Below are 16,281 nucleotides of genomic sequence, written 5' to 3' on the forward strand. Positions count from 1 at the left end.
GGGGGTGGGGGGGGGTGGGGGGGGGTGGGTGGGGGGGTGGGGGGGTGGGTGGGTGGGGGGGGGGTGGGGGTGGTGGGTGGGGGTGGGGGGGGGGGGGGGGTGGTGGGGGGTGGTGGGGGGGGTGGTGGGGGGGGGTGGGTGGGGGTTGGGGGGGGGGGGGTGGGGGGGTGGGTGTGGGGGGGGGGGGGGGGGGGGGGGGGGTGGGGTGGGGGGGGTGGGGGGTGGGGTGGGGGGGGGGTGGGGTGGGGTGGTGGGGGGGTGGGGGGGGGTGGGGGGTGGGGTGGGGGTGGGGTGGGGGGGGGTTGGGGTTTGGGGGGTGGGTGGTGGTGGTGGGTGTGGTGGTGGTTGTGTGGGGTGGGGTGGGTGGTTGGTGGGGGGGGGGGTGTGGGGGGGGGGGGGTGGGGGGGGGGGGGGTGGTGTGGGGGGGTTGGGGGTGGGTGGGGGTGGTGGGTGGGGGGTGGGTGGTGGGGGGGGTGGGGTGGGGGGTGGTGGTTGGTGTGGGGGGTGGGGGGGTGGGTGGTGTGTGGGGGTTGGGGTGTGGTGGTGGGGGGGGGGGGGGTGTGGGGGTTGGGGGTGTGGGGTGGTGTGGGTGTGTGGGGTGGGGGGTTGGTTGGTGGGGTTGGTGTGGGTGGGGGGTGGTTGGGGTGGGGGGGGGGGTTTTTGGGGTTGTGGGGTGGTGGGGGGTGTGGGTTGGGGTTTGTGTTGTTTGGGTGTGTGTTGTGTGGGTTGTGGGGGGGGGGGGGGGGTGGGGGTGGTGGGTGTGGGGGGGGGGTGTTGTGGTTGGGGGGGTGGGTGGTGTTGTGGGTGTGTTAGGGGTGGGGTGGTTTGGGGGGGTGGTGGTGGTGGTTGGTGGTGGGGGTGTGGGGTGGTGTTGTTTGTGGTGGGGGTTTGGTGGGGGGTTGTGGGTGTGTGGGGTGGTGGGGGGTGGTGGGGGGGTGGGTTGGTGGGTGGGGGGGGGTTGGGTGGGGTTGGTTGTGGGTTGATGGGGGTTGGGGTTGGTGGTGGGTGGGTGGTGGGGGGTGGGTGGGTGGGTGTGGGTGGGGGGGGGTTGGGGGTGGTGTTGGTGTGTTGGGGGGGTGTGGGTGGTGTGGGGGGGGGTGGTGGTGGGTGTGGTGGTGGGGTGGTTTTGGGGGTTGATTTGGGTGGTGGGGGGGTGGGTGGTGGGTGTTGGGGAGGGGGTTTGGGGTTGGTGGGGGTGTTGGGTGGGTGGGGTTGGTTGGGGGTGGGTGGTGGGTGTGGGGGTGGGGTGTGGGTGGGTGGGTGTGGGGGGGGGTGTTGGGGTTGGGGGGTGGGTGTGTGTGGTTGTGGGGGGTTGGTGGGTGTGGGTGGTTGGGTGGGGGGGTGTTGGGGGTTGGGGTGGTGGGGTGGGGTTGTGGTGTGGTGGGGGGTGTGTTGGTGGGTGGGGGTGGGGGGTGGGGGGGGGTTGTGGGGGGGTGGGGGGTGTTGGTGTGGGGGGGGGTGGGGTGTGGGGGTTGGTGGGGGGTGGGTGGTGTGTGGGGTTGGGTGGGGTGTGGTGTGTGGGGGTGGGTGGGGTGGGGGGGTGTGGGGTGTGTGGTGGGGGGTGGGGGGTTGGTGGGGTGGGTTGGGGGGGGGGGGGGGGGTGTGGGGGTGTTGGGGTGTGGGGTGGGGGGGGTGTTGTGGGGTGTGGTGTGGGGGTGGGGGTGGGGTGGGTGGGGGTGGGGGGTGGGGTGTGGTGGGGTGGGGGTGTGTGGGTGGGGGGGGGTGGTGGGGGGGGTGGGTGGGGGGGGTGGGGTTGGTGTGGGGGGTGGGGTGGGTGGGGTTGGGGTTGTGGGTGGTTGTGTTTGGGGGGGTGGGTTGGGGGTGGGTGGGGTGGGTGGGGGTGGGTTGGTGGTGGGGGTGGGGGGGGGTGGGGGGGTGGGTTGGGTGTGGGGGGTGGTGGGTGGTGTGTGGGGGTGGGGGGGGGGTGGGGTGTGGGTGGGGGTGTGGTTGTGGGGGGTGGGGTGGTGTGTGGGGGGGTGGGTGGGGTGGGTGGGTTGTGGGGGGGGGGGTTGTGTGGGGGTTGGGGGTTGTGGTGGGGGGGTGGGTGTTGGGGGGGGGGTGTGGGTGGTGTGGGGTGGGTTGGGGTTGGGGGGGTGGGTGTGGGGGTGGGGGGTGGGGTGTGGGTGGTGGGGGTTGGTGGGTGGGTGGGGGGGGGGGTGGGTGGGGTGTTGTGGGTTGGGGTGGGGTGGTGTGGGGGTGGTGGGGGGTGGTGGTGGGGTGGTTGGTGGGTTGTGGTGGGGGGTGGGTGGGGGTGGGGGGGGTGGGTGGTGGGGGTGGGGGGTTGGGGGTGGGGGGGTGGGTGTGGGGGTGGGGTGGGTGTGGTGGGGGGGGTGGGGGGTGGGGGGGGTGTGTTGGGTGGGGGTGGTGGGGTGTGGGGGGGGGTGGGGGTGGGGGGGGTGGGTGTGGGGGGGGGGGTGTGGGGGGGGTGGGTTGGGGTGTTGGTGGGTTGTGTGGGTGGGTGGGGGTGGGGGTGGGGGGTGTTGGGGGGGGTGGGGTGGTGGGGTGTTGGGGTGGGGGGGGGTGTGGGGTGGGGTGTGGGGGGGGTGGGGTGGGGGGGTGGGGGGGTGTGGGGGTGTGGGGGGTGGGTGTTGGGGGTTGGGTGGTGGGGTGGTGGTGTGGGGTGGGGGGGTTGTGGGGGGGGTGGTGGGGTGGGGGTGGGGGGGGGTGTGTGGGGGGGGTGGGGTGGATGGTGGGTTGGTTTGGGGTTGTGGGGTGGGTTGGTGGGTGGTTGGGGTGTTTGGGGGTGGTGGGGGGGTGGTTTGTGGGGTGGTGGGTTGTGTGGGGGGGTGTGGTGGGTTGTTTGGTGGGTTGGGTTGTTTGTGTGGTAGTGGTTTGGGTGGGGGGGATGTTTGGGTGGTTTGGTGGGGGTGTGGTTGTGGGTGTTGTGGTATTGGTGTGGGTGTTGGTGGGTGTTTTGTGGTGGTGTGGGTGGGGTGGTGTGGTGGGTGTGGGGTGTTTGTGGGTGTGGTGTTTGTTGGGGTTGGGGGGTGTTGGGGTTGTGGGTGTTGTGGTGGGTTTGGGGGTGTGGTGTGGGTGGGGTTGTTGTGTGGTGGGGGGGGGGGTTGAGGTGGTGTTGGAAGGTGTTTTGGTTGTGGGTGTGGTTGGTGGGGTAGGGGGGGGTGTTTGGGAGGGTGGGGTGGGGGATTGGTGTGGAGTTTATGGTTTATGGGGATTATATATGTGGTTGGGATTGAATTTTTTTTTAATGGTGGTGGTGTTGGGTGTTAGGGGATGTGGGAGGTGGGTGGGTGTGGGGTGGAGGTGAGTGGGGGGTTGTGGGGGGGGGTGGGTGGTGGGGTGGGGTTTGGTGTGGGTTAATTGGTGTGGGTGTTGTGGGGGGGGGGTGGGGTTGGGTTGTGGTTGGTGGGGGGGTTTGGTTGTTTGGGTGTGGTGGGGGGGTTGTGGTGGGGGGGTGTGTGGGTTGTGGGGTGGGGTGGTGGGGTTGGTTGGGTGGGGGGGGGTGGGGTGTGGGGGTGTGTTGGTTGGGGGTGGTGTTTGGGGGGGTGGGGTTGTGGGGTGTGGGTTGTGGGGGTGGTGTTTGTGGGTGTGGGGTTGGGGGTGGTTGGGGTGTGTTGTGGTGGTGGGTGGGGTTGTGTGGTTTGGGTGGGGGTGTTGTTGGGTGTGTGTTGTGGGGGGGGTGGGGGTTGGGGGTTGGGTGTTGGGGGTGGGTGGGGTGTGGGTGGGGGGGTGGGTTTGGGGGTGGGGGGGGTTGTGGGGGGTGGGTGGGGGGGTGGTGGGGTGTGGGGTGGGTGGGGGTTGGTGGGTTGGGGTGGGGTTGGGGTGATTGTGTGTGTGGGGTGGTGGGTGGGGTGGTGTTGGGGGTGGTTGTGGTGGTTTGGGTGGGGGTGGTGTGGGGGGGGTTTTGGTGGGTGGGGTGGGGGGGGTTGGTGGGGGGTGTGGGGGGTGGTTGGGGTGTTTGTGGGTGGGTGTGGTTGGTGGGGGTGGGTGGGGGGTGTGTGGGTGTGGGGGGGGGGGGGTGGGGGTGGTGGGGGTGGTGGTGGGGGTGGGGGGGTGGGGTTGGGGGGGGGGGGTGTGGGGGTGGGTGTGGGGGTGGGGGTGTTGGGGGGGGGTGTGGGGGGGTGTTGTGGGTGGTGGTGGTTTGGGGGGGTTGGGTGGTGGGGGGGGGGGGGGGGGGTGGGTGGGGGTTGGGGGTGGGGGGGGTGGGGGGGGTGGTGGGGGGGTGGTTGGGGTGTGTGGTGGGGGGGGGGGTGGGGTGGGTGGGGGGGGTGGGGGTGGGGGGGTTGGGGGGGTGTGGGGTGGGTGGGGGGGGTTTGGTGGTGTGGGTTGGTGGTGGTTTGTGTGGGGTGGGGGGGGGGGTTGTTGGGGTGGGGGGGGTGGTGGGGGTGGGTTGTGGTGTGGGGGTGGGGTGTTGTGGGGTTGTGGTGGTGGGGTGTGGGGTGTTGGTGTGTGTATGTGGGTTGGGTTTGTGGTGGGGGGGGGGTGTGGTGGGTGTGGGTTGGGGTTGTGTTTGTGGTGGGTTTGTTTGGGGGGGGGTGGGTGGGTGGGTTTTTGGTTGTGGGGTTGTGGTTGGTTGTGGTTGGTTTGTGGGGATTGGGTTGTGAGGTTGGAGGTTGTGGGATGGGGGGGTTGGGTTGGTAGTGGGGGATATTAGGATGTTTTAGGGTTTTGTAGTAGTTTATGTGTGGTTTTGGGTTAGTAGAGGGAAAAGTGTAAAGTTTGGGATATATGGGGTGATTTTGGTTTGTTTGAGTGTTGGGGGGGATTGTAGGGGTGGGGGGGTGGGTTGGGGGTGTTGGGAAGATGGTGGTTGTAGTTTTTGGGTGAGTGGGGGGTAATATGTGTGGAGGTTAGTGGTAGAGGTTTTTTGTGGGGGGTTGGGTGAGTGGTTGTGGGGTGTGGGGTGGGGTTTGGGGTTGGGGGGGGGGTGGGGGGTTTGTTGGGGTTGGGGGTTGGGTGTTTGTGGAGTGTGGGGGGGGGGTGTTTTGGGGGGTGGTGTGTTTGGTGGGTTATGGTTGGATTGTGGGTTTGTTTGGGTTGTTGGATGTTTTTTGGTGTTGTGGTGGTTATAAGGGATTTAGGGGTGGGGGGTGGTAAGGAGATGATTGTAGAAGGAGTGTATTGTTTATGTTAAGAAGGAGTTTGTGAGTGTTGTGGTAATAATGGTGTTGTATTTATGTATTGGTTTGTGGTTTTTGTTTGATTTGGGTTATTGTGGTTGGGTGATATGATTAGTTGTATTGAAGGATGAGATGGAAAGGTATTTTTTTGTAGGAGGGATATATTTTATTGGAGTGGGTGAGTTTTAGGGGTTGTTTGGGGGTTGTGGTGTTGGTTGTGTGGGTTTTTGTTGTGTGGGGGTGGGTGGTGGTGTGGGGGGTGTGTGGGTTGTGGGGTTGTGTTTTGGTGGTGGGTGGTTGGGGGTGTGTGGAGTTTTTGTGGGGGTTGTGTGTGTTTGGTTGTGTGTGGGGTGTTGTGGGGTGTGTGGGGTGGTGTGGGGTGGTGGTGTTGGGTGGGTGGTGTTTGGGGGGTGGGGTGGGGTTTGGGTATTGTGGTTGTGGGTGGGTGTGTGGTGGTGGGTTGTGTTGTGTTGGTAGGGTGGGGGGGGTTGTGGTGTTGGTTGTGTGGGTGTGGGTGTGTGGTGGGTTGGTTATGATGGGTTGGTGGGTGGGTGTTTGGTGGGGGGGTTGTGTGGGTGTGTGGTGTGTGGGGGTGGGTGGTTGTGGGGTGGTTGGGGGGGTGTTTGTGGGGGGTGTGTTGTTTTGTTGGTTGGGGTGGGGGTGTGGTGGGTGGGGGGTTTGGGGTGTGGTGGTTGTGGTGGGGTTTGGTGGGGTGGGGTGGGGGTGTGGTGGGTGTGTGGGTGGTGGGGTTGGGGTGGTTGTGGGTTGGGGGGTGTGTGGGTGGGGTGGGGGGGGTGGGGTTGGGGTGGTTTGGGGGTGTGGGTGGGGTGGGTGTTGGTGTGTGGTTGGGGGGTTGTGGTGTGGTGGGGTGGGGGGTTGTGTTGGGGTGTGTGGGGGTGTTGGGGGGTTGGGTGTGGTGGTGGGGGTGTGGTGGTGGGGTGGTGGGGTGTGGGTGGTGGGGTGGGTGGTTGGGTGTGGTGGGGGGTGGGTGTGGGGTGTGGGGTGGTTGGTGGGGGGTGGTTGGGTGGGGGGGGTGGGGTGTGTTGGGGGGTGTGGTTTGGTGGGTGTGGGGTTTTGGGTTGTTTGGGTGTGTTGGTGGGGTGTGTGGTAGGTGTGTTGGTGGGGTGTGGTGGTGGGGGGGTGGTGGTTGGTAGGGTGGTGTTGTGGTGTTTGGGGGTTGGGGGGGATTTGTTGTAGTTGTATGGTGGTGTTTTGGTGTGGTGTGATTTTGGTAGGGGGGTTGTGTGTTGGGTTGGGGGATGGTGGGTGATGGATGGGGGGTGTGTTGGTGGGTGGGTGTGTGGGTGTTGGTGGTGTGGTTGGTGGTGGTTTTGTTTGTGGTGTTTGTGGTGGGTGGGGTTGTGTTGGTGGTGGGTTGGGGATTGTGATATGGGGGTGTTTTGGGGGTGGTGTGGGTGTGGGGGTGGTTGTGTTTGGTGGGGGGGAGTGTTATGTGGTGGTGGTGTGTGTGGTGGGGGGTGTGTGTGGTTTGTGGTGGGGTGGGTGGGGGGGGGGTGGGTTTTGGGTGGGGGGGGGGGGGTGGTTTGGGGGGGTGGGTGGGGGGTGGTGGTTGGTGTTTGGTGGGTGGGTGTGGTTGGGTGTGGGGTGTGGTTGGTGTTGGGGGTTGGGGTTGTTGGTGTTGGGTGTGGGGTTGTGTGGGGTGGTGGGGTGGTTGGGTGTGGGGGGTGTGGGGTTTGTTGGGTGGTGTGGGGGTTGTGGTGGTTTGGGGGGGTGTTGGGGGGTTGGGAGGTGTGGGGGTGGTGGGTGTGGTGGGGTTTGGGGGTGTGGGGGGTGTGGTTGGGTGGTGGGTGTGTGGTGGGTGGTGTTGGTGGGGGGTGTGTGGGGGGTGGGGTTGGGTGGGTGTGGGGGGGGTGGTGTGGTTGGGGGGGTGGGGTTGGGTGGGTGTTGGTTTGGGGTGTTGGTGGGGTGGGGGTGGGGTGGTGGGGGGTTGGTGGGTGTTGGGGGGGGGTTGGGGGGTGGGGTGGGGGGTGTTTGGTGGTGTGTTGGGGTGGGGGGGTTTGGGTGGTGGTGGGGGGTGGGTTGTGGGTGGGGGGGGGTGTGTGTGGGGTTGGGTGGGGGTGGGGGGGGGGTTGGTGGGGGGTGGGGGGGGTTGTGGGTGGGTGGGGGTGTGGGGGGGGGTGTGGTGGGTGTGGGGGGTGGGGTGGGTGGTGGGTGGGGTGGTGGGGGGGTGGTGGGGGTGGGTGGTTGGGGGGGTGGGTGTGGTGTTGGTGGGGTTGGTGGGGGTGGGTGGGGGGGGTGGGGGTGGTGGGGGTTGGGGTGGTGGGGGGGGGGTGGGGGTGGGGGGGTGGGGGGGGTGGGGGGTGTGTGGGTGGGTGGGGGGTGTGGTGGGGTGGGTGGGGTGGTGGGGGGGGGGGGTTGGGGGGTGGGTGTGGGGGTGGGGGGGTTGTGGGGTGGGGTGTGGGTGGGGTGGGGGGGGGTGGGTTGGGGTGGTTGTGGTGTTGGGGGGGGTGTGGTGGTTGTGGGGTTGGGGGTGGTGGGTGGGGGGGGTTTGGGGGGGGTGGTGTGTTGGGGGTGGTGTTGTGGTGGGTTGGTGGGTGTGGTGTGTGGGGTTTGTTGTGGGGGGGGTGGTGGGTGTGGTGGGTGTGGGGTGGGGGGGTGTGGTGGTGTGGGGGGTGGGGTGGTGTGTTTGGGTTGGTTTGTGTGTTGGTGGGTTGGGTTGGTTTGTGGGTGTTGGTTTGTTGGTGGGGTGTTGTTGGTGGTGGGGGTATTTGTGGGTTGTGGGTTGTGGTGGTGTGGTGTTGGGTGTTGGTGGGTGGGTTGGGGTTGGTGTGGGGTTGGTGTTTGGGGTGGTGTGGTGGGTTGGTGGTTTGTGGGGTGGTGGTGGTGTGGGTTGGGGGTGGTGTTGGTTGGGGGGGGTTGGGGGTGGGGGGGGTGTTGGTGGGGGGGGTGGGTGTGTGTTTGGGTTGGTGTGGTTTGGTGGTTTGGGGGGTGTGGTGTGTGGGTTTGGGTGGGATGGTTGGTTTTGTTTGGTTGGTGGGGGTGGGTGGGGGGGTTGGGGTTGTGGGGTTAGTGTGTGGTGTTGGGAGGGGGTTTGGTTGGGGTATGTGGGGGAGTGGTGGGATTAAGGATTGAGTATGGGATATTGGTTGGGGGGGGTGGTATGGGATGAAATGATGGTGGGTAAAGTTGGGGTTTGAGTGTGGATTGGGATGTAGTGTTTTAGTTAGAGTAGGGTGGGATTGGGTGTTTGGGGGGAAGGAAATTAATGGTGTTTATTTGAGTTTTGGGGGGTGGGAATGTATGAATGTAGGGGGGGATGTTTTGGGTGGGGGGTTATGTGGGGATGTTGGTAGTGTTTAATGAGGTTGAGTGGTGTGGTGAATGGTTGTGGTGTTGGGGGTTTTGGTGGAGTTAGGGGGGGGTTTGGGAGTTGAGGGGGGATGTTGGTGTGTTTTTTTATTTTGGGGGGGTGGGGGGGTGGGGGTGTTGTAGGGTGTGTGGGATAGGGGGGGGGGAGTGTAGTTGTGGTATTGGTGGGTGAGATTGTGGGGATGGGGTATTTATAAGATGTAATTGATGTAAGTGATTGGTGGGAGGTGTAAGAGTGAGAGGGGATGTGGAGTAGGGTTGTATTGGTTATGGGGTGTAATTGTAAGGGGGTTTTATGGGTAGATGTTAGAGTTTTGGTAGTGTGTTAATGAATTGGGGGGGGTTGGATGATTGATAAGAGGAAATTTGAGTAAGGTAGTGGGAGAGGGGGGGGTAGGATAGGTTGAGGATTTTTAGATAGGGAGGAGGTGTGGTGGTGGATGATTGTTGTATGAGAGTTGTGAAGATGGTTTGAAGATTAGAGTGTTGGGGTAGGGTGGTAGTGGGGTGAGTGGTTTTTGTTGAGAGGGAGATGAGTAAGGAGGGTTTTAATTGTGTGGAAGGTTTAAGAGAGAGATGATTGGGGTGTAAGGTTTTGATATTATGGATAATGAAGTGATGATGATAGGGGTTTGGGAGTTGAGTGTAGGATAGATATGTTGTTAAGATTGATGTGGAGAGTTGAGAGTGATGGGGGGGAGTAAGAGATTGTGGGTGTTGAGGATGATGAATGGAGTGGTTGGTAATGAGGAGTTTGTTGTTGGGGTGGTAGTGATAGGTAAGGGGAGAGGGTGAGTTGAGATTTAGGGGGTGATGTGAGAGTAGGTGGGTATTGTTAGTTTATAAGGGGGGGATTGAGATTGTTTATGGTGAGTTTGTAAGAATGGATGGGTTGGGTTGGATAGAGATTGTTTATATTGGTAAGGTGGTTGGTGGGTAGGAGGTATAGGAGGGTTTTTGTAATTGGGGGGATGTAATTTGTTTAGTAGGGGGTGTGGAGGGTAGGGTAGTGAGATTTGGTTGGATAGTGGGGAGGGTTTAGGTAAGGGTTAGGAGGGAGTAGATGATATATGGGGTGGTGTTTGATGGAGAGAGAATGAGGGTTGGGTGATTTGTTTGGAGGGGTGGGAGTGGTGGGGGTTATAAGGATTAGGGAGGGTAGTTGTTTGGTTTTATGTGGGGGGTATGGGAGGGGGGTGAGTGTTGAGGTTGTTGGAATTGTTATTTGGATTTTTTGTGTTATAGTGGTAGGGTGGTGGTGGGTTATAGGGGAGGAGGTTTTGTTATGGATATGTGGTGAGGGGGTTTGTGGTTGAGGTTGGTGTGGGGGTGTGGTTTTTGTGAGGAGGGGTTGAAGGGGATAGTTATGTAGGTGGGAGGTGTAGGTTTGGGGTGGGATTAGATGGGGATGTGGTGAGGAGTGTTGGGGTGTTGGTGGGGTAGAGGAGTGTAGTTGTGTTATGTGATTTGGTGGTGGTTGTGGTGTGGTGTGGTGGTGGTGGTTGTGGTATTTGAGGGTGGTGGGGGGAGGGTTGTAGAGGGTTGTGGGGTATTAGGTTTTTGATGAGGGTTGTGGGGGTGTGTTGGGGGGGTAGAGTTTGGGAGGGTGGAGTGTGATTTAGGTGGGTGGGGGTAGAGGGTTGGATGATGGTTGGAGTGTATGGGGGGATGTGGGAGGTGGTTGGTGAGGTAGGTATGGTTTAGAGTTAAGTGTTTTGATGTGTGAGTGTTGTGGTGGTGGTTGGGAGTTGTGGTTGTTGGATTAGATGGTTTTTTTTATGAGTTTGTGGGTATGGATGTGGTTGTATTTTAGGTGGATAGTTAGAGGAAAGGTATGGAGATAAGATTTTGTGGGTTTGAGTGTGTTGGATAAGGGATTGTGAGAAGTTGGGGATTGGGGTGGATGTTGGATGAGGTAGGGAAGTTTGGGGGTTTAGGGTTGGTGGGTATTGGGTGTTGGGTGGTGAGGGTAAGGTGGAGTAAGGTAGTTGTGGTTTTGATGTTTTAAGTAGATAATGTTGTGTTAGATAGTTAATAAGATAATTGATAAGATTGTAAGGGTGATTAGGAGGATGAAGAGATTGTAGATGTATTGTATAGATGAAGGGAGGTGTTGAGAGTTGTGAGTATAATTTTTGGTAGATAGATGATAGTTGAGAAGGGGGAGGGGTTTGAGATGTATTAGATTGGGAGTTGAGATTTGAAGGTTTAATATTAATATTTTTGTGAGATAAAGAGGAGGTGGTTGTAGTAGTGTTGAGAAATTGGAAGGGGGTTGGTGGGTTAGTAGAGGTGAGGAGGAGTGTTTTTGAGGTTGATAGGATGATTGTGAGGGGTGAGGGATGAGGAGTAATGGAGAATTGAGAGATAATTTTAGGGGAGAGTTTGGATAGTAGGATGGATGGAAGGTAAGAGTGTGATAAGAGAGTGAGAGTAGTGTTGTAAAGTAATGGAAGATTAATTGAGGTGTGTTAGTTTGATTTGTTGGGTGGGGTGAAATGGATTGAAGGAGGTTGTTTGTTGGAGGTTGGATGTAATGTATGTGAGGTTGATAGGGTGAGATGTAGAGGGGATTGAGATAGTTAAGAAATGGGAAGATGAGGATATAGGTAAAGAGGTGGGGGAGTAGAGTTATGATTTGAAGAATTGTAGAAGGAGGGTTGAGAGGGATTGGAGAGTTAGGAAGATTTTGAAGAGAGTGTGGGTTTTTGAAGAGAGAAGGATGAGGTAAGATGATGTGGGATTGTAAAGGATTTTGAGTAAGAGTATGGATATGAGGAGTGTAATTGTGTGGAGTAGGTGAGGTGTTTGTTGGGAGTGTTGGAGAGAGGGAGGATAGTTTATAATAATTTATTGGTTTGTTTGTGTTTTTTATGGAGGATAATGGGGGATTTGAGGTGTGGGGAGGAGAGATTTGGAATTGATGTTGGTATGGGTTTTAGTAATTTAGTGAGTGTTTATGATAAGGGTGTGGTGTGTTGTGAGTGGTGGGTGGAAGGAAAGGTGATGGTGATGGAATTAGAGATGTTGAGATTTTTATAGATGGATAAGAAGATTGAGGGGAGTGGTAAAGAGTAGTAGGGGTAGGAGTGAGAGGGGGTAGATGAGAAATTGAGGAATGATTGGATGTGTAATGGGGAGGGTTGGGAGTATGTTGGGGGTTGGTGTTGGGTGGTGGGTGGTGGGTTGGGGTGGTGGTGTGGGGGTGGTGTGTTTGGGTGGGTGTTGGGTGGGGTTTTGTTTGTGGGGGTGTGGGTGGGGGTGGGTGGGGGGGTGTGGTGGGTGGTGGTGTGGGTGTTGTTGGTGGTGGTTGGGGGGTGGGTGGTTGGTGTTGATGTTGGTGTTGATGGATGTGTTGTGTGGTGGGTGTGGGGTGGGTTTGTGGTGTTGGGTGGTGGTGTGGGGTGTGGTGTGGGGGGGTGGTTGGGTAGTGGGGTGGTTGTTTGGGGGTGGGGTGTTGTTGTGGGGTATTTTGGGGGGTGTTGGGGGTAGTTAGGGGGTGGTTTGTGGTAGTTGATGGGTGTTTGTTTTGTGTGAGAGATGGTTGTGTTGGAGTTTGTGGGTGTGTAAGTAGATGAGTTTGATATTTAATTGGGTGTTGAGTTTTGGTGATTTTGGGTGGGATGTGTGTTTGGAGTATGTGGAATTGGGTGAGAGGTGGGAGATGTGGGTGGTTTGGGTGATGTTTGGGGGAGATGATGGTTTTTGGGGAGAGGTGGAGTGTTTGGAATAGTATGAGAGGAGTGTGGGTAGTGAGGTGGGGGGATAGGGGAGGTGAGATTTGTGTAGGGTGGTTGAGTGTGTTTGGATGGTGGTAGTATTGTTGGTGGATGTTGGTTGTTTGTAGGGTTTTATTTTTAGTTTGTAGGTTGTGGTTTTTTGTTGAGTTTATTAAGAGGTATAAGGGGATAGGGGGTTTGTTAAGTGGGTGGTGGTTGGTGTGTTGAGAGGGGATTTGATGGTGTTTTTTGTTTGGTTAGTGTGGTTTTGTTGGGTTTTGAGAGTAATGGGTGGTGGTTGTAGGTTTGAGTGTGGAGTGGTTTTGTAGTGGGGGTGTGGAGTGTAGTGAGGGGTTATGGGATATTTGGTTGGATTTTTTTGTGAGTTAGGTTGAGGGTTGGGAGATATATTTTTTGTGTGAGGGAGAGTGAAGAATAGTGAGATTTGTGTTATAGTATTTAGTTTAAGTGTGTAGTTTAGGTTGTGAGTGGTATTTGTTTGAGGTTATTTAGGGTTAGGGAGGGGTAGATGAGGGGAGGGAAGGGAAGTAGGTAAAGTGGGGGGGGGATTAAGTTGTAATGAGTGTTTAGGTAATAGAGGGGGAGATGTTGTTAGTGATGGTGGGTAGGTAGGTGATTTTAATGTAAGGGTGGGAGGGTGAGTGATAGATGTGTGTTAGATGATATATGATGTGGATTGGTGTTGAGTATTGAATGGTGTTTTGGGGATAAGAGATAATTTGGATAGGGATGGGTGAATGGATTGAAGTGATAAGGGTGAGGGATTGATATTAATATGGGATGTGGAATAAGTGGGTTGTGTATTGGGTAGGTGTTGTATGTGGGGGTGGGAATGTTTGAGTGTGAGGATAGGAGGGTGAGAGGGGTTTATTATGGTATGTGTTGGGTTTGTTTTAGTGAGAGGGAGGAGGTTGAGTGAGGGTAGATGTGTTTATGAGGGTGTGTAGTTGATTTAGGAGTGGTTGGATGGGAGTGGTGTTGAGGGGTGGGATATGAGGTGTTTTTGGTGGATGGGAGTTGAGGGAATTGTTGAGGGATGGAAAGATATAGGGGTATTGTGGTTGTGTGGAGATGGGGATAGGTAGGGAGTGGTAGTGAGGGGGTGTGTGGGATGATGTTTTGTAATGATTGGGAGAGGGTGTGTTGGTTTGTTGTGTGATGGTGGTTAGTTTATGAGTGGGTTGGGGTTGGTGGTTGGGAGGTATTTTGTATGGGGGTGTTTGTTTTTATATTGGTGTTTGTTGTATGAGGATTAGGGGTGAGTTTGGAAGGGATGTTTGTGGTGGTGGTGATGGGGGGTGGTTGGGTATGGTTTGGGTTGTGGGATTGTGTTGTGTTGGGGGGGGTTGGGTTTGTGGTTTGGGGGGGTGTGGGGGTGTGGTTGGGTTGGGGTTGGGGTGTTGTGTTGTGGGTGTGTTGTGGGGTGTGGTGGTTGTGGTGGGGGTGGGGGTTGGGTTAGGTGTTGGGTTGGGTGTGGTGTTGGGTGGTGTGGGGTGTTGGGGGTTGGTGGTGTGGGTGTGTGGTTGGTTTTGGTGGGGTGTGGGTTGTGGGTGGTGGGGGGGGGTGGGGTGGTGGGGGGGGGGGGTTGGGGGGGTGGGGGGGGGGTTTGTGGGTGGGGGGGTGTGGGGTGGGTGGGTGGTGTTGGGGGGGTTGTGGGTGGTGGGTGGTGGGGTGGGTTGGGGGTGGTGGGGTGTGTTGGTTGTGGGGGTGGGTTGGTTGTGGGTGGTGGTGTTGGGGGTGTGTGGGGTTGGTGGTTGGTGTGTTGGTTGGGGGTGGTGGGTGTGGTTGGTTGGTGGTGGGGTTGGTGGTGGGTGGGGTTGTGGGGGGGTGGGGTGTGGTGGGTGTTGGGGGTTGGTTGTGTGTGGTGTGGGGTGGGGTGTGTGTGGTGTTGGTGGGTTGTGTGTGGGTTTGGTGGGTTGTTGTTTGGGTGGGGTGTGGTTGGGTGGTTTGTTGTTGGGTGGGTGTGTTGGTGTGTTTGGTGGGTTGGGTGTTTGGTGGTTGTGGGGTGGGGTTGGGTGTGGTGTGTGGGTGGATGGGTGTTGTTGGTGTGGTGTGGGGGTGGTGTGTGGGTGTGTGGTGGGGTTGTTGTTGGTGGGGTGGGGTGGTGGGTGTGTTTGGGGTGTGGGGTTGGGGTGTGTGGTTTTGTGGGGTGTGGGGGGGGGTTGGGTTGGTGGTGGGGGGTGTTTGTGGTATTTGGTGAAGGTAAGTAGAGTAAAATAGTTATGGTGTTTGATGGGAGGTGTTTGGGTAAATAAAGAGGGTGTGAATTGTGGAGGGTATGAGAGTGTTTTGAGGTTGGATTATGAGTAGGTTAGGGTGAGGATTTGTGTGGGGGGTTGGTAGGGGATTGTGTGGGTGGTGGGAGGGTTGGTTTGTGTAGATTGAGTTTATAAGATTGATGATATGGAGTTGGTGGAGTTGTAATATGGTGAAGGAAGGGTGAGTGGGGATAGGAGGATTGAGATGGTGTGGGTTGGGGGAATTTTTGTGAGAGGGGGTTAGTGAGAATGTGGAGGGGGGAGTGGGTGGGTTAGGGGGGGGGGGAGGGAGGGTAGTGTGTAGAGTTGAGTGTTATTTGAGTGAATGTAGTAAGAGTTAAAGTTGTGGGGGAGTGTGAGTGGATGGGAGTTGGATATGGGGAAGGGGTGGGGATATGTGAGTGTGGAGAGTGGTTGGATGGGATTGTGGGGGTTTGTGAGGTGGGTGGGTGTGGAGGTGTTAGGAATAGGGTTTGTTGAAGTGGGGAGAGTGGGGAGGGAAGATAATTGAAGTAGGGGGTTAGGATGTAAGTGGTGGTTGGGGAGGTGGAGTGGGAATTGAGAGTGGTGTGTAAGGTGGTAGGTTGTTGGAAGGGGTGAAAGAAAGTTTGTTGGTGGATTGAGATGGTTATGGGTGATAGTGTAATGGGGAGGTGTGGTGTGAGTTGTGGGGGGGAAGTTGGGGTGGTGTGAGAGTGAAGTGTGAGTGGGTGTGTTGAGGATGAAATGTTGGATGGTGGTTGGGTAGGAATTTAGGTTGGGGAAGTGGTGAGTAGAATAGGTGAAGTGGGTAAGTATATTGATTATTAGTGGGTAGGTGGTTTGAATGGGGGTGTATATTAGTGGTATGATGGGTATAATTAGGTTTTGGTTGGGGGGGAGTGGTGAGAGAGTGTGGTGTTATGTGGGTGTGGGTTGGGGGGGGGGGTTGGTTGGGAGGGTGTTAAGATGGGGGTGTGTAGTGGTTATTGTTTTTGGATAGGTAGGAAGGTGGTTGGAGGAAGGGGGTGTGTGGTGGTGTTATGAGATGGTGGGTGGAGTGGTGTGGGGAAGGTTGTTTATAGGGTATTGGTTTGGAGGGGTGGGGGGTGTGGGGAGGTGTGGTGTGTGGGGGGTGGTGGGAGTAGGTGGGTGTGTGTAGGTAGGTTGGGTTTGTTGGTTATTGTTGTTTGGAGTTTAAGGAGAGTTTGTTGTAGGGAGGGGTAATTTGGTGGTTAGTAGTGTTGGTGTAGTATATGGGTTTTAGGTTTAGTGGTTTTGGGAGGTGTGGTAGTGATAGGAGGGTTAGTGAGGGATGGGTGTTGGGGTATGGGTTGTAGGAGGGTAGTTGGGGGGGGGGATTGTAGGTTGGTTAGTGAGGTGTGGGGGGGGGTTGTGTGGTTAGTGTATGGGTGTATGGTTGTTGTGTGGGAGTTGGTGAGTGGTGTGAGAGAGTGTGGGTTGGGGTAGGTTAGTGTGGGTTTTGATGAGGTTTTATGTTTTGGTAGGATGTTGTTTGTGGTTATTGTTTGTAAGGGGGTGTAAGGTGTTGGATTTTAAGGGTGTGTATTTTTAGAGTGTTTTAGAGGGTTTGTGAGGGGGAGGTAGGGGGTTTAGATGGTGTTTGAGTGGTTTTATTTGTGTTGTTTGTGGGTGTTGGGTTGTAGTTTGTGTATATGTTTAGTTGAGGTTATGGTGTTGGGGGTAGTGGGGTAGAAGGTAATTGTTTTGTAAGTTTTATAGTAGGTGTATGTTGTTGTTTTGTTTTTGTGATAGAGTTTGTTTTGTTTGTGGTATTAGGATTTATTGTTAGTTGGTGGGTGTTTTTTTGTTTGTGTATTGGTGGTTGGTATTTTGTTTAGAGTTGGTTGTGGGATTATTTTTAAGTTGTTAGGG

Source organism: Psychrobacter sp. AH5, from assembly GCF_040371085.1.
Lineage (GTDB): Bacteria > Pseudomonadota > Gammaproteobacteria > Pseudomonadales > Moraxellaceae > Psychrobacter.